Genomic DNA, 14,448 nt, shown 5'->3' with positions numbered 1-14,448 from the left:
GGTCGGCCTGGAATACAGAGGGCTGCAAAGCAGCCCCCAGAAATGCCAGCAGTATGCCAGACCTGTCAGACGTACGAATCGTCGTCCGAGAAGAACCCGCCATCATCGCTGCCGTAATCGGTGTCGGCATAACCGCCTTGGTCATTGCCCCAACCACCGTTGTCAGCCACTTGCTGCTGCCCGCCCTGGTCGTTCCAGCCGCCGCTGTCACTGGCCGGTGTCGGCTCTTCCTTGATCACCTCGACCACCTCTTGCGGCTGCGAGTTGTGGTTGAACAGGCTGCTGATGCCCTGCGCCAGCAACACACCACCGGCTACACCTGCTGCTGTCTGCATGGCGCCGCCCAAGAAGCTGCTGGCACCACTGCGCGCTGGCCCCGCGCCAAAGCCGGGCTGTTGCGCTTGCGGCTGGGAGAAGCCAGGTGCCGACGGCTCGCGCCAGCCACCACCGGACGCTACAGGCGGCGCGGAAGGGCGCTGAGGCTGCACAGCCGGGGCCGCGTTACGCCCACCCGAACCAAAGATGCTGGACAGGAAACCACCACCGCCATTGCTTGGCGCACTGGTGGCGGCTTGTGCGGCCTGGGCCTGAGACCGGGCCTGCTGCAACTCGGCCTCCAGTTGCTTGTTCTGCTCGTCGAGGCGCTTGATTGCCGCCTCCTGCACCAGGATGGCCTGGGCCATGTAGTAAGGCGCCGCCGGCTGCTGGCGCAGGTGTTGCTCGATACACGCCTGGGCCTGCGCGTCACGCGGCTGGCTCGGGTCTTCGGCTTGCTTGATGCGGCCGAACAGGCCGTCGATCAGGGTTTGTTCTTCAGTGTTCATGGGGCGACCTCGTGGGGTAGCGGGACAACGGACAGCGTCAAAGATGGGGCGTACAGGCGCGGGATTCAATCACCGCTGCGGTGAAACTTTTTTCAGCAAGTGACAGCCGCAAGCCCGCTTTGGGCTAAAGTTAGGCCCCTGTTTTAACTGCCATGCGATGTTGACTGATGAATCCGCTGAGCGTTCTGCGCGACTCCCTGTACTTCTTCCGCCGCCACCTGCCGAACATCCTCCAGCTGTGCCTGCCGCTGGTGGTGCTGGAAGCCCTGCTCACCCAACTGCTGTACCGGCAGCTGGGCGACCAGGCATCACCGGCCTACGGCATGCTGGTCAGCCTGCTGTTCTACCCACTGTACAGCGCCGCGCTGATCCTTTACCTGCACACCCGCAGCAACGGCCAGGACATCGCCAAGCGCGACCTGTTCGCCCGCGCCCTGCAACTGTGGCCGCAGCTGGCCCTGCTGATCCTCATCAGCTCACTGCTGATCATGGCGGGCCTGGCGCTGTTCATCTTCCCGGGCGTGTGGATCATGATCAACCTGGTGTTCGCCGAGTACCTGCTGGTACTGCGCGGCCGCCCCGTGGTGCAGGCGATGCGCGAAAGCGCAGCCATGACCACCGGGCACTTCATGCGCATCATGATCTGCGTGGTGGCCGTGCTGGCACCGATCTGGCTGATCGACGGGCTGCTGCTGATGGCCTTCCCCGAGCCATCGCCCGGCATGGAGCTGGCCATGGACAGCCTCAGCGGCTTCCTGCAGCTGTTCAGCACGGTGGTGTTGTACCGCCTGTTCATGCTGCTGGAGAGCGAAGCCAGCACTTGAACCAACACGGGAAGGCCTTCGATCTGCTGTGGTCTGCGCACTTGGCATTAGGGTGCCCCCTCAATGCCAATCGTGGAGCACACCATGAACGAAGCCATTCAAACCGGGTTTGCCAGATCGTTTCGCGGCAAGCTGTACGTGCGCGGCGCCAAAGGCAACATCCCGCTGCGCCTGAGCCGCAGCACCGACAAGTTCAGTTGGGGCGTCACCCCTGAGGATGACTGGTTGCAGGCCGGCGGCAAACAGGACTCGCCGACGATGGACTTTCATTACCAGTCAGGCAGCGAAAACCGCCTGCACTACCACATCAGCATTCCAGGGCGCCCAGAGGCCAAAAAGCTGGGTGTAAGCCTCAATGGCTACCTGGGTTTCTACTGGTTTGCCCAAGTCACCGACGACTGGAAAATCGAACCGCTGCAATTGACCGAGGAAGGCCTGGTTTGCCATCTGCGCGACCATCGAGGCTACCGGGTGGGGGGCATCATGGATGATCCCCACATCAACGGAGACCTTGTGGCGCTGCTGAACGTCGAGCAAGGTGTGGTACTTACGTTCCTTCTCAAACCGATTGGCTGACCGCAGTCAACCAGGCCTTCAGGTTCCGCGAGGCTTGGCCCGCGCGGTGGCCTCGGCCACCAGCGGGTCATCTGGCCAATAATGCTTTGGATAGCGCCCTTTCAGGTCCTTCTTCACCTCGGCATAAGTCGTACGCCAGAAATTGGCCAAGTCCTGGGTCACCTGCACCGGGCGGCGGGCCGGTGACAGCAGGTGCAGCTTGACCTGCTGGCGGCCATTGGCAATGCGTGGGGTATCGGCAAGGCCGAACAGCTCTTGCAGGCGCACGGCGAGAATCGGCGGGTTTTCACTGTAGTCCAGCCGAATGTGGGAGCCGGAAGGCACGGCCAGGTGCGCAGGTGCCTGTTCTTCCAGCCGCTGTGGCAGCGGCCAGGGCAACAGGTTACGCAGCATCGACGGCAGGTCCAGTGCGGCGAAGTGGCTAAGGCGCGATACCTTGCCCAGATAAGGCTGCAGCCAGTCTTCCAGGCTGGCGAGCAACGCCTCGTCCCCCAGGTCGGGCCACTCGCTGTTGCCCGTCTTTTCCACGTCGAGCTGACGCAGCAGTGCCACCCGTGCCTGCCACTGGCGCAACTCCGGGGTCCAGGTCAGCAGATTCAGGCCTTTACGCCGGACCAGGCCAAGCAGCGCCCTTGCCCTGGCGTCATCATCCAGCCCCGGCAGCGGCTCACGGCTGAGCACCAGTTCACCAACCTTGACCTGACGCTCTGCGCGCAACACCTGCTCACGCTCGTCCCAATCCAGGATATCGACCCGCTCGACCTGCTCGGCCAGCACACCGTCGAGCAAGGCTGGATCGAACTCGGCGGCGAGGTAGATCCGCTCTTCGCGCTGCCCTTGGCGGCTCCCCAGGTCGGCGATCACCAACCATGGGCACTTCATCAATGCATCGACCTCGGCGAACAGCGCTGCACGGCCGTTGGCCAGCCGGTACTCCGCACCGCCCTCGCGGCGCTGCTGGGCGACACGGTCGGGGTAGGCCAGCGCCAGCAGCGCGCCCAGCCAACGCGGGTGTTCGGGGTCGGCGACCGCAGCCCCAGGCTTGCCACGCAGCAGGCCGCGGTACTGGCGAGCCAGCTGGCGGGCACGCTGCACGCCGCCCTGGCCACTACGCGCAGCCTTGCTCTCGCCGCTCACCAGCGCCAGCCGGCTGTGCAAGTCGGCGCCACCGCCCCGCTGGATATCCCGCTCCCCCAGCAACGCAGCCACATCGCACGCCATCTGTGCCAGGCCCAGGTTCTGGCCCCGTAGCAACAAATGCGCGATGCGTGGATGAGCTGGCAGTTCGGCCATGGCCTGGCCATGTTCGCTGAGGCTGTCACGGCTGCCGGGCTTGAAGGCATTGAGCCGCGCCAGCAGGTCCTGGGCCTGGGCGAATGCAGCAGGCGGCGGCTGGTCGAGCCAGCACAACTGCTCGGGGGTAACGCCCCAGCGCGCCAGTTGCAGGGCCAGGCCGGCCAGGTCGGCCTGAAGGATCTCGGCACTGCCATAGGCGGCCAGCTGGTCATGCTGGGCCTCGGACCACAGGCGGTAGCAGACACCAGGCTCCAGGCGGCCGGCACGCCCGGCGCGCTGGGTGGCACTGGCGCGGGAAATGCGCTGGGTGTCCAGGCGGGTCATGCCGCTCCCGGGGTCGAAGCGCGGCACGCGGGCCAGGCCGGCATCGATCACCACCCGCACGCCGTCGATGGTCAGGCTGGTTTCGGCGATGTTCGTGGCCAGCACCACCTTGCGCAGGCCCTGGGGCGGAGGGTCGATGGCGGCACGCTGGGCATTGAGGTCGAGTTCGCCGTGCAGCGGGCACAACAGGATCTCGGGGCGCTCACCCAGCGCCTCCTGAAGGCTTTGGTGCACCCGGCGGATCTCCGCCTGGCCGGGCAGGAATACCAGCACGCTGCCAGCCTGGTCGGCCAGCGCCTGCAACACGCTGTCCACCACCCGTGGCTCGATGAATTCGCCCGGCTGAAACGGCCGCCCCCAGCGGATGTCCACCGGATGCATGCGCCCTTCACTGCGAACCACCGGGGCATCGTCCAGCAGCCGCGACAGCCGCTCGCCCTCCAGGGTGGCAGACATCAGCAGCATTTTCAGCGGCGGTCATCACGCAGCAGTTCGCGGCCATTAAGACTCAGCGCAAGGGCAAGGTCGGCATCCAGGCTACGCTCATGAAACTCATCGAAGATCAGCAAGCCTACGCCTTCCAGCGCCGGGTCGGCCTGCAGGCGGCGAGTGAGGATACCTTCGGTTACCACTTCGATGCGGGTGTTCGGCCCGACCTTGCTGTCCAGGCGAATGCGGTAGCCCACGGTCTGGCCCACCTGCTCGCCCAGTTCGCTGGCCAGCCGCTCGGCAGCCGCCCGCGCGGCCAGACGCCGGGGTTCCAGCATGAGAATGGTCTGCCCGGCCAGCCACGGCTCGTTCAGCAGCGCCAGCGGCACGCGGGTGGTCTTGCCGGCGCCTGGTGGTGCTTCAAGCACCGCTTCGTCACGTTTTTCCAGGGCTTGGCGCAAGGCGGGCAAGACGGCATCGATCGGTAATGAAATCATGGTGGTCCTCGAACAGTCTCGCGAGTATAACGGCGAACCCAGCCTGCTCTATCATGGTCTTAAGCTTCAGGCGCAGGCGCTTCGCTTGCCCTGCTGAATACCTTCTCGGAGATTTACATGCGCATCTCGACCCGCGTCATCGGTGGCGCCCTCATCGCCACCCTGCTGACCCAACTGACGGCCTGCGGCACCATTTTCTATCCAGACCGGCGCGGCCAGATCGGCGGCAAGATCGACCCTGTGGTTGCCGCAATGGACGCCATTGGCATCCTGTTCTACGTGATCCCGGGCCTGATCGCCTTCGGCATCGACTTCGCCACGGGCGCCATCTACTACCCGGGTGGCCGCACCGCCCAGGTCGACCCGACCAAACTGCAAGAAGCCGTCAGCCCCGACGGCAAGGTCGACAACCTGAAGCTGCAGGCCATTCTTGAAAGCGAGCTGGGCCAACGCCTGCCGCTGAACGACCCGAGGCTGATCCAGCACCGCGGCAGCGTCGAGCAACTGGCCAGCCTTGGCCTGGTGCCGGCAGCCTGAAACCCCCACGGACATTGACCACGGATGATCACCCCGGCTGAACACCAGCGCCTGCTACGCCTGGCCACCCGCGCATCACTGACGGTGGCCAGCATCCTTGTACTGAGCAAGGCGCTGGCCTGGTGGCTGAGCGGCTCGGTGAGCTTGCTGGCCGGGCTGACCGACTCGGCACTGGATGCCGTTGCCTCGTTTCTCAACTTGCTGGCGGTGCATTACGCCCTGCGACCGGCCGACGACGACCACCGCTTTGGCCACGGCAAAGCCGAAGCGCTGGCAGGCATGGCGCAGGCGCTGTTCATCGCCGTCAGTGCGGTGCTGATCGGCGTGCAGGCAGCCGAACGCCTGCATACACCGCAACCCTTGGGCGATACCGGTATCGGCATTGCCGTGATGCTGCTGTCACTGGTGCTGACCCTTGCCCTGCTGGCATTGCAGCGCAAGGTCATTCGCCTGACCGGCTCCACCGCCGTGCGGGCCGACTCCCTGCACTACCGCTCGGACCTGCTGCTGAACGGCAGCATCCTGTTGGCCCTGTTGCTGGCGCGTTTTGGCTGGCCGCAACTGGATGCGCTGTTCGGCCTTGGCATAGCCTGCTACATCCTCTGGAGCGCGCTGCAGATTGCCCGCGAAAGTACGGCGATCCTGATGGACAAGGAACTGCCCGGCGATGTTGGTGAAGGCATGGCCGCACTGGTACTGGCCATTCCCGGCGTGAAAGGCGTGCACGACTTGCGCACGCGGGTATCGGGCAACCAGTGGTTCGTGCAGTTGCACCTGGAGCTGCCGGGGCAGCTGCCGCTGCATGAGGCGCACGGGTTGTGCGTTGAGGCATCAAAGGTAATCCGCCAGCGTTATCCACAGGCGGATGTGATGGTGCACGCAGACCCGGTATAGCGATCAGTTGATGCTGTAGCCTCGCCCACTGAAGCAAGCCCCCAGCGCCCGCCGGTAGTTGTCCAGCACATTGGCAGGTGGCGCATACGTCGCCGTCGCGGGGTCGAAGCCAGACTGGCTCACCGCCCAGCGATGGCACTGGTAGCGGTCCTGGTCCTGCTGCTGTTGCCCCTGCCCATACATCGGGTAAGCCACCACGTCATAGCCGCCGTTTGCCGGTGCCACCGGCACGGGCGCCGGTACGCCGACCGGCGGGTTGACCACCACGTACTCCTGGCTGTCCGCCAGGTACTGGTAATAGGTATCGGCCACCAGGAAGAACAGCGCCCCTCCCAGCCAGACCTCACGCGCATAGGAAGGCAGGTAACTGACCCGTACGCCGTAGGGCGGGGCCACCACGATGTAACTGCCACCGTGTGGGCGGTACCAGTAGCCACCAGAATAGAAGTAATCCGCGCCACGGTAGGGCACCTTCCAGTAACGGTCGGGCAAATGATCAATGGTGTGGCCCGGGCGATACTGCGGCCCAGGCCCCCAGCCATTGCCATGGCCATCCGGGCGCCCCTGCCAGTCACCGCCGGGCCGTGGGCCACCGGCTTGCCAGTGGTGGTCGTCGCCATGGCGATGGGGAATGTCCTGGTAATAACCCTGGCGCGGCGGCTGGGTCTGGCGCACTTCATCGCGCGAGTTGAGCGAGCGGCCTGGCCCGCCCTCGCCTTGCACCTGCTGGCCGCGTTCGCCATGCCCCTCGCCCGGCCCCTCGGCCAGTACCCCGAGGCTGATGCTCAAACCCAGCAAACCAACACCTGCCAACTGCCAGATGCGCGACTTCATGGTATTCCTCTCGGTAGAAAATACAGCAACCACAGCCAGTCTACCGCGCCCGTCACACAGGCCAATTAAATTTCCAGACATGAAAAAAGGGAGGCCGCAGGGCCTCCCTTCAGGAATTGTCGTCCGTGCTCGGCACTTGTGGCGCCGGCTCACCTCACACCGTCTTCTGGAGGGTGTGTAGCCCGGGGGCCTGCAGATCCTGTTGGATGGCTGGCCGCGACCGCCCGCCTAGGGCGCGTCGCCGTGGACTGATGTCCGGGCAGTGATTCTGGTGATAAAGATACCGGACAGGTTGCGGCAGAGGATTGCGAAGATTGCTCGGATAAATAGCACTTGCGCAATTTTTCACCCTGGATTGATAATTCGCCGCAATACGAACAGAAAAGGGCAAATGCCATGAGCAAACTTGACCGTTACGACCTGAGCATCCTCGCCGAACTGCAGCGCGATGCGCGCATTTCCAACCAGGAGCTGGCCGAACGCATCGGCCTGTCGCCTTCGCCATGCTCGCGTCGGGTCAAGCAACTGGAGGACGACGGCTACATCTCGCGCCAGGTGGCCCTGCTCGACCGCAAAAAGCTGGGCCTGAGCCTGACCGCCTACGTGCTGATCGGCATGGACCGCCACACCCCGGAGCGCTTCGAAACCTTCGAGGCAGCCATCCGCAACCTGCCACAGGTGCTCGAATGCAGCCTGGTCACCGGCATGGATGCCGACTATCAGCTTAAGGTGGTGGTACCCGACATGGACCACTACCAGAAACTGCTTCTAGGCAGCCTGACGCGTATCGAAGGCGTCACCAGCGTGCGTTCGAGTTTCGTGCTCAACCAGGTGCTGGCCAGTACCGAGATGCCATTGACCCACCTGCGTTAATTGCCCATGGCAGCCGGCGTATGATCGGCTGCTCAGACTGCCTGGAGAACACCGATGGATCCCGCCGTATTCGAAGAATGGATGATGATCATCCTGGTCACCGTGTTGATCGGTTTCATGGGTTTCATCGTCTGGGACCTGGCGAAAAAGTCCAAGGCCGGAAAGTTCGGTACGTTGATCCTGTTCTTCGTGTTGGGGCTGGGGGTGTTGGCCTTTATCATCAAGAGCGTGGTGGTGGGGTTTCTGGAAGGCGTGTAGAACCTTCAGGGCCTAAAGCCTGGCGGGGACGTCGCGCCAGCAGCCCTGCTCCAACCCATCCAGCGCCCAATCCCCGATCCGTACCCGCACCAGACGCAAGGTCGGCAGCCCCACCGCCGCCGTCATCCGCCGCACCTGGCGGTTACGCCCTTCGCGTATCACCAGCTCCAGCCAGCTGGTTGGCACGCTCTTGCGAAACCGTACCGGCGGGTTGCGCGGCCACAGCTCGGGTTCGTCCAGCCGCCGTGCCTCGGCGGGCAAGGTAGGCCCATCGTTCAGCTCCACGCCATTACGCAAGCGCTGCAACTGCTCGTCGCTCGGTTCCCCCTCCACCTGCACCCAGTACGTTTTGGCCAGCTTGTGCTTGGGGTCGGCAATGCGCGCCTGCAGCCCGCCATCGTTGGTGAGCAACAGCAAGCCTTCACTGTCGCGGTCCAGCCGCCCTGCCGGGTACACACCCGGGATGTCGATGAAGTCCTTGAGCGTCGCCCGCCCGTCGCCGTCGCTGAACTGGGTCAGCACGTCGAACGGTTTGTTGAACAGGATCAGGCGCGGCTCGGCCGGTGGCGCCTTCGGCTGGCGACGTGGGCCGGCGGCAGGCCGCGCCTGGGGACGGCGCGGCTTGTTACGGGGTGGCAGTGACATGGATCCTCAGCGGAACGGCGGCTCATCGAAGCTGCGCAGTTTACGCGAGTGCAGCGAGTTGAGCTCGGTGCGCAGCAGGTCGAGGGCGGCAATGCCGATCTTCAGATGCTGGCTCACCGCCCGGTTGTAGAAGGCGTTGGCCGAGCCCGGCAGCTTGATCTCGCTGTGCAGCGGCTTGTCGGACACACACAGCAAGGTGCCGTACGGCACACGCAGGCGGTAACCCTGGGCGGCGATGGTACCGCTTTCCATGTCCACCGCCACGGCACGCGACAGGTTGATGAGCGGGCGTTCCTGAGCCCAGCGCAGCTCCCAGTTGCGGTCGTCGTAGGTCAGCACGGTGCCGGTGCGCAGGCGCTTCTTCAACTGTTCGCCACGCTCGCCGGTAACCTGCGCAGCCGCCTCCTGCAAGGCCAGCTGCACTTCGGCCAGGGCCGGAATCGGGATGTTCGGCGGCACCACCCGGTCGAGAATGCCGTCACGGCGCATGTAGGCGTGGGCCAGCACATAGTCGCCGATGGTTTGCGATTGCCGCAGCCCGCCGCAGTGGCCGATCATCAGCCAGCAGTGCGGGCGCAGCACGGCCAGGTGGTCGGTGATGTTCTTGGCGTTGGACGGGCCGACACCAATGTTGACCAAGGTAACGCCGTCGCCGTCGGCGGCGATCAGGTGGTAGGCCGGCATCTGGTAGCGGTGCCAGATCACGCTGGCCACCAGCGCCTGGGTTTCACCGTGGTCCATGCCCTTTTCGATCACCACATTGCCCGGGAGCACCATGCGCACGAAACGCGGGTCGTCACGCAGCTGCTCCAGGCCATGGCTGATGAACTGGTCGACATAGCGGTGATAGTTGGTCAGCAGTATCCATGGCTGCACATGGCGCCAGTCGCTGCCGGTGTAGTGCACCAGGCGGCGCAGCGAGAAGTCGACGCGGGCGGCGTCGAACAGTGCCAGCGGAAAAATTTCGGCACGGTCCCAGTCGTACAGGCCATCGGCGATATTGTCGGTGGCGGCCGAAAGGTCGGTGCTGGGGAACACCCGCGCCAGTTGCGCGGCGGTAATACCGCTGCCGGCCAGCTCGTCGCCCTGGTCGACCACGTAGGGGTAAGGGATGTTCTGTTCGCTGACGCCGACCTCTACCGTGACGGTGTAGTCGTGCATCAATGGGCGCAATTGCTCCAGCAGGTAGCTACGGAACGCGGCTGGCTGGGTGACGGTAACGCTGTAGGTGCCGGCCACCTGGACCTTGGCATAGGCCCGCGTGGTGGCGGCCACTTCGCCGTGGCTGTGGTAGGTCAGGCGCAGTGCCGGGTAGCGGAACAGGTCCCGCTCATCGGCGCCCGGCTCGGTACGGTCCTTCAGGTAACGCTTGAGGGCCTGGCTCAGGGCCCCGGTGGCCTGTTCATGCAAGGCCGCCAGACGGTCGACGGCCTGTTCGGGAGTATCAACGACTACAAAAGCGTGGCTCACACTGTGCTTCCTGTCTGGACATGCATGTGGACCATCTTGCCTGCCTTCTTGGGTAAAAACATCCCCATTGATCGGTGTTGGCTTCTTCGCGGGCACACCCACCCCCACAGGATATGCGCAACCCTGAGATCAGCACGGTATCTATGGGAGCGGGCGCGCCCGCGAAGAAGCCAACTCAGCCCTCCCAGACTGGTGTTGCTCTGGCCACCAACGCCTCCACATCCACGCCCCGCGGCAATGCGCCATACACCCGGCCACCACCTGTCAGCCGGCTTCCGATAAACGCATCACTCACCACCGCATTCCCCGCCTCCAGCAACAGCTTGGCCTGCAACGCCAGGGCAATGTCCTCAGTCAACTGCCGCGCCCGGTACTGCATGTCGCCCGTGTCGGCAAACGCCCCTTTGAGGTTACCGATGTGCGCGGCCAACCGTGGGTCGCCATGCCCGTCGCCCAGTTCGGCGAACAACGCGTCCAGCACACCCGGCTCCTTGGACAACGCCCGCAACACATCCAGGCATTGCACATTGCCCGAGCCTTCCCAGGTCGAGTTGACCGGTGCTTCGCGGTACAGCCGCGGCAGGATGCTGTCCTCCACATAACCCGCACCGCCCAGGCATTCGGCTGCCTCGTTGATCATGGCCGGCGCTCGCTTGCAGATCCAGTACTTGCCCACGGCCGTGACCAGCCGTGCGAAATGCGCCTGCTGCGGGTCGTCGAGCTGCTCCAGCGCCTGCCCCATGCGCAGGCTCAGGGCCAGCGCGGCCTCGCTTTCCAGCGCCAGGTCGGCCAGCACGTTCTGCATCAGCGGTTGTTCGTTCAACACCCGGCCACCGACCTTGCGGTGCGCGCAGTGGTGAGCCGCCTGAGTCAGCGCCTGGCGCATCAAGGCGCTGGAGCCGACCATGCAGTCGAAGCGGGTCATGGCCACCATCTCGATGATGGTCGGCACGCCCCGCCCTTCCTCGCCAATCATCCATGCCAGCGCCCCCCGGAACTCCACCTCGCTGGAGGCATTGGAGCTGTTGCCGAGCTTGTTCTTCAGCCGCTGGATGTAGAACTGATTGCGGTTGTCGTCCGGGCGATGACGCGGCAGCAGGAAGCAGCTCAGGCCTTTTTCGGTCTGGGCCAAAGTCAGGAAGGCATCACACATGGGCGCCGAGCAGAACCACTTGTGCCCCACCAGCTCGTAGGCCTGGCCCGGGCCGGGAGCGCCCACCGGATAGGCCCGCGTGGTATTGGCGCGCACATCGGTGCCGCCCTGCTTCTCGGTCATGGCCATGCCCAGGGTAACCCCGGCCTTGTGCCGGTCGCCGATGTTGCGAGGGTCATATTCGCAGGCCAGGATTTTCGGCAGCCAGTACTCGGCCAGCTCGGGTTGCAGGCGCAACGCCGGCACGGCGGCGAAGGTCATGGTCAGCGGGCAGCCGGTCCCGGCCTCGGCCTGGCTGTGCAGGTAGGTCATGGAAGCCCGCGCCACATGGGCGCCAGCACGGGCCTCGGCCCAGGGCAAAGAAGGCAGGCCGTGTTCGACGGCGGTGCGCATCAGCTCGTGGTAGGCGGGGTGAAACTCGACCAGGTCGATGCGATGACCATAGCGGTCGTGGCTGACGAATTCGGGTTTGTGTGCGTTGGCCAGGAAACCGGCCTGCATCAGCGGGCCGCCAGCCAAGGCACCATAGGCGTCGATCCGCGACTCGGCCCAGCCTGCGCCAAAACGCCGGGACCAGTCCTGCAGCGGCAGGTCGAGGCGGTAGAGGTTGGCGCCGTCGAGGGGCGGAGGCTGGTTGGTGACTTCGTGGGTTTCAGCGTACTGGTGCAGGTTCATCGGGGGCTCCTGGATCCGGGTAGGCTTGAGAGACCCAGTGAAGCACTGGTTGCGGGGGAGTCAAAGGGGCATTAATGACTAAACGTGGGGTGGGAGCATGGTTTGAGGATGTGTCAGGGCTGACAGGTGTCCGCCCTGCCCCAATCCCACACCTTCAAAGCGAACGCCGCGCCTGCAGCATGCTCGGGCTCACCTGCACCTGCGAAATCGCCATGTTCAAGCTCAACTCGAACCGGCTCCCCAGCCCGCGCGTCGACTCATGCGCCAACCGCGCGCCGAGCAATTCCCCCATCTGTCGGCAGATCGACAAGCCAATCCCCAACCCGCCATAGCGCCGGGTCATCGACCCATCCACCTGGAAGAACCGCTGGTACAGGGTCGACTGCTCAAGGTCGTCAAAACCAATCCCGCTGTCACTGACCGTAAAGGTCAACGCCAGATCCCCCGGCCCTACCCGGCGCCCGCGCACCTGGATCATCACCCCGCCCTGGTGGGTGAACTTCAACCCGTTCTCCACCAGACAGCCAAGGCAGCGGGCCAATTTCTCTCCATCGCCCTCCAGCGCATCCGGCAGGTCAGCCGGGATATCCAGGCTCAGGTACAAGCCTTTGCCCAAGGCCTGCCCGGCATAACCGGCGCGCAAACCCTGCAGCAGTGTGCGCAGGCTGAACGGCGCCGGCTGCGCACGCAGGCGACCGGCCTGCAATTCAGACAAGGTGAGAATGGCATCGACCATGTCCATCATCCCCTGCGCAGACCCCACCGCCGTGCGGTGATACTGGGCCATCTCGGCCTCCATCGGCAGGGTGTGCATCAGTTCCAGCGAGCCGATCACACCATTCATCGGGGTGCGCAGTTCGTGGGTCACACTGGCCAGAAACTCATCCTTCAACCGGTTGCTTCTGGCCAGTTGCAGGTTCAACTGCTCCAGCGTGCGTCCGGATTCGCGCAAGGTTTGCGCCTGCTGCTCGCGCAGGCTGTTGATGCGGTCGGCCAGCGCCAGCGACAGCAGTGCCACCTCCAGCGCCGAACCCAGCTGGCTGGCATACATGGTGATGAACAGGTTCGGCAGGTAGCCCAGCACCATCAGGGTGTTGACCAGGCCACCGAGCAGGAAGGCCGTCCAGGCGATGATGAACCAACGCGCCACGCGCAAGCCCCGCCACCAGGCGTACAGCCCCGCACTGAAGATGCTCACGGTAAACAGCAAGGCCAGCAGCGTGGCCATGCGCAGGGCAATGCCATAGGGCACGCTCACCGCCATTACCATGACCAGCGCGCCACCCAGCATCAGCAGTTGCAGCAAACGGTCAAAGCCGCGGCTGATGTTGCCCAATTGCAGGAAATGCCGGGCAAACTGGCAACCGAACAAGCCTGCCGCACCGATGAACAGTGGTGTCGAGGCATTCGCCCACCAGGGGCTGTCCGGCCAGAAATAAGCGACACCCGCACCGTTCACCGACACCTGATAGAAACCGAACGAGGCAATGTAAAGGATGTAATAGAGGTAGCTGACGTCCCGCACGCTGAGGTAGATGAACAGGTTGTACACCAGCATCACCAACAACACGCCGTAGATCATCCCCAGCACATACAGGCGCGTGGGCTGCTCTTCCATATAGGCTTCAGGGGACCACAGCGCCAGCGGTGCCTGCACCGAGCCCTGGCTGTGCAGGCGCAGGTAGGCAGTAGTCACCTCGCCTGGCGGCAACTGCAGCTCGAACAGGTAGTTGTTCTGCCGGATCTGCCGGCTGTCGTAGGGCAAGGCATCGCCGGTGCGCTGCGCCAGGCGGTAGACACCGCCGCTATCAGGCAAGTACAGCTCCAGGTGGTCCAGCGGCGGGTAAGCCAGCTCAAGTAGCCACTGCCGAGGGGCAGCGCCGGGCGCGGCAACCGGGCGCAGCTCGACCTTGAGCCAGAACACCGAGGTGGAATAACCGGCATTCAGCACGTCTTTATCGTGGGGGCGGAAATGTTTGGCAAACCCGGGGGCACTGACCTGGGCGATGCTGGCACTGCCATCAAGGTCTTCATACACCTGCATGGCCTTGCCCAATGGAAGGTGCTGCGTAGCGCTGTCGAAATCGACCGCTCCAGCCAGCACGGGCAGCAAGCCCAGAAGCACAATCAGCAAATAGCGCATACAGCCCCAGCATGGCCTGCTCGGTCGCGTCGCGGTTGCCTCCCATCCGTTTGAGACGACGTGATCCTGCAGAACCCGTTTATCGAGTTATCCGAGCACTCTAGCATAGCTTCGCAACCTGGCAATCGGCCATATCAAAAATCAAAGAAAAGGCTCTAAATCAATACTTTCAGAAAAATTCAACAAACAATTCTGA

The 14,448-nt window shown here is 64.2% G+C and carries 12 protein-coding genes and 1 pseudogene; 6 read left to right on the top strand and 7 right to left on the bottom strand.

Annotation, left to right across the window (positions count from 1 at the left end; all coding sequences use genetic code 11):
- Positions 1 to 65: 65 nt before the first annotated feature.
- A complete protein-coding gene (locus tag FHW75_RS03725; protein WP_027614889.1) occupies positions 66 to 824 on the bottom strand; it encodes a DUF2076 domain-containing protein in 759 nt (252 codons plus the stop codon).
- Between the two features lie 167 nt (positions 825 to 991).
- Here FHW75_RS03725 and FHW75_RS03720 point away from each other — a divergent pair, with 167 nt between their 5' ends.
- Both FHW75_RS03720 and FHW75_RS03715 read left to right on the top strand, forming a co-directional pair.
- Entirely contained in the window at positions 992 to 1,648 is a 657-nt protein-coding gene (locus FHW75_RS03720; RefSeq protein WP_016712138.1) for a YciC family protein, read from the top strand.
- A gap of 84 nt (positions 1,649 to 1,732) precedes the next feature.
- Positions 1,733 to 2,224 carry a hypothetical protein gene (locus FHW75_RS03715; RefSeq protein ID WP_019097500.1) on the top strand — a complete coding sequence of 164 codons (492 nt, stop codon included), beginning with the start codon at positions 1,733 to 1,735 and terminating at the stop codon, positions 2,222 to 2,224.
- A gap of 18 nt (positions 2,225 to 2,242) precedes the next feature.
- On the opposite strand, the pseudogene hrpB reads toward FHW75_RS03715, so the two are convergent.
- A pseudogene (hrpB, locus tag FHW75_RS03710) lies at positions 2,243 to 4,770 on the bottom strand (ATP-dependent helicase HrpB).
- A gap of 117 nt (positions 4,771 to 4,887) precedes the next feature.
- Between hrpB and FHW75_RS03705 the strand changes: the two are divergent.
- Both FHW75_RS03705 and FHW75_RS03700 read left to right on the top strand, forming a co-directional pair.
- Positions 4,888 to 5,307: a hypothetical protein gene (locus tag FHW75_RS03705; RefSeq protein WP_019097005.1), complete on the top strand. Its 420-nt coding sequence runs from the start codon at positions 4,888 to 4,890 to the stop codon at positions 5,305 to 5,307.
- A 24-nt stretch (positions 5,308 to 5,331) separates the two neighbouring features.
- Positions 5,332 to 6,201 (top strand): cation diffusion facilitator family transporter, encoded by an 870-nt coding sequence (locus FHW75_RS03700; protein ID WP_025754314.1) that lies wholly within the window; start codon positions 5,332 to 5,334, stop codon positions 6,199 to 6,201.
- Positions 6,202 to 6,204: 3 nt separating this feature from the next.
- On the opposite strand, the gene FHW75_RS03695 is transcribed toward FHW75_RS03700, so the two are convergent.
- Positions 6,205 to 7,035 (bottom strand): DUF6515 family protein, encoded by an 831-nt coding sequence (locus tag FHW75_RS03695; RefSeq protein ID WP_019098009.1) that lies wholly within the window; start codon positions 7,033 to 7,035, stop codon positions 6,205 to 6,207.
- Between the two features lie 396 nt (positions 7,036 to 7,431).
- Here FHW75_RS03695 and FHW75_RS03690 point away from each other — a divergent pair, with 396 nt between their 5' ends.
- The gene (locus FHW75_RS03690) at positions 7,432 to 7,908 is read left to right on the top strand and encodes an Lrp/AsnC family transcriptional regulator (protein WP_016712159.1); all 477 of its coding nucleotides are present in this window, start codon (positions 7,432 to 7,434) and stop codon (positions 7,906 to 7,908) included.
- Between the two features lie 54 nt (positions 7,909 to 7,962).
- The gene (locus FHW75_RS03685) at positions 7,963 to 8,166 is read left to right on the top strand and encodes a DUF2788 domain-containing protein (protein ID WP_003249787.1); all 204 of its coding nucleotides are present in this window, start codon (positions 7,963 to 7,965) and stop codon (positions 8,164 to 8,166) included.
- Positions 8,167 to 8,178: 12 nt separating this feature from the next.
- Here FHW75_RS03685 and FHW75_RS03680 read toward each other — a convergent pair whose 3' ends face one another.
- The 4 genes from FHW75_RS03680 to FHW75_RS03665 form a co-directional block, all read right to left on the bottom strand.
- Positions 8,179 to 8,811, bottom strand: a complete 633-nt coding sequence (locus FHW75_RS03680) for a pseudouridine synthase (protein ID WP_019098010.1) — start codon at positions 8,809 to 8,811, stop codon at positions 8,179 to 8,181.
- A 6-nt stretch (positions 8,812 to 8,817) separates the two neighbouring features.
- Positions 8,818 to 10,281, bottom strand: a complete 1,464-nt coding sequence (amn, locus tag FHW75_RS03675) for an AMP nucleosidase (RefSeq protein WP_016712161.1) — start codon at positions 10,279 to 10,281, stop codon at positions 8,818 to 8,820.
- 175 nt (positions 10,282 to 10,456) lie between these two features.
- Positions 10,457 to 12,109 carry an acyl-CoA dehydrogenase family protein gene (locus FHW75_RS03670; RefSeq protein ID WP_089229909.1) on the bottom strand — a complete coding sequence of 551 codons (1,653 nt, stop codon included), beginning with the start codon at positions 12,107 to 12,109 and terminating at the stop codon, positions 10,457 to 10,459.
- A gap of 154 nt (positions 12,110 to 12,263) precedes the next feature.
- Complete coding sequence (locus FHW75_RS03665) at positions 12,264 to 14,252, bottom strand: hybrid sensor histidine kinase/response regulator (protein WP_027610066.1); 1,989 nt, start codon at positions 14,250 to 14,252, stop codon at positions 12,264 to 12,266.
- Between the last annotated feature and the right edge of the window lie 196 nt (positions 14,253 to 14,448).

Origin of the sequence: Pseudomonas sp. OG7 (assembly GCF_014192825.1) — a bacterium.
Lineage (GTDB): Bacteria > Pseudomonadota > Gammaproteobacteria > Pseudomonadales > Pseudomonadaceae > Aquipseudomonas > Aquipseudomonas monteilii.
Note: the sequence above shows the minus strand (reverse complement) of the source record. Positions and strands in the feature narration are given on the sequence as shown.

Excerpts from the sequence above, each read along its gene's own strand:
- FHW75_RS03725 (WP_027614889.1), bottom strand. The coding sequence starts at position 824 with ATGAACACTGAAGAACAAACCCTGATCGACGGCCTGTTCGGCCGCATC.
- FHW75_RS03695 (WP_019098009.1), bottom strand. The coding sequence starts at position 7,035 with ATGAAGTCGCGCATCTGGCAGTTGGCAGGTGTTGGTTTGCTGGGTTTG.
- FHW75_RS03685 (WP_003249787.1), top strand. The coding sequence starts at position 7,963 with ATGGATCCCGCCGTATTCGAAGAATGGATGATGATCATCCTGGTCACC.
- FHW75_RS03680 (WP_019098010.1), bottom strand. The coding sequence starts at position 8,811 with ATGTCACTGCCACCCCGTAACAAGCCGCGCCGTCCCCAGGCGCGGCCT.
- FHW75_RS03665 (WP_027610066.1), bottom strand. The coding sequence starts at position 14,252 with ATGCGCTATTTGCTGATTGTGCTTCTGGGCTTGCTGCCCGTGCTGGCT.
- FHW75_RS03715 (WP_019097500.1), top strand. The coding sequence starts at position 1,733 with ATGAACGAAGCCATTCAAACCGGGTTTGCCAGATCGTTTCGCGGCAAG.
- FHW75_RS03700 (WP_025754314.1), top strand. The coding sequence starts at position 5,332 with ATGATCACCCCGGCTGAACACCAGCGCCTGCTACGCCTGGCCACCCGC.
- FHW75_RS03690 (WP_016712159.1), top strand. The coding sequence starts at position 7,432 with ATGAGCAAACTTGACCGTTACGACCTGAGCATCCTCGCCGAACTGCAG.
- FHW75_RS03720 (WP_016712138.1), top strand. The coding sequence starts at position 992 with ATGAATCCGCTGAGCGTTCTGCGCGACTCCCTGTACTTCTTCCGCCGC.
- FHW75_RS03705 (WP_019097005.1), top strand. The coding sequence starts at position 4,888 with ATGCGCATCTCGACCCGCGTCATCGGTGGCGCCCTCATCGCCACCCTG.
- FHW75_RS03670 (WP_089229909.1), bottom strand. The coding sequence starts at position 12,109 with ATGAACCTGCACCAGTACGCTGAAACCCACGAAGTCACCAACCAGCCT.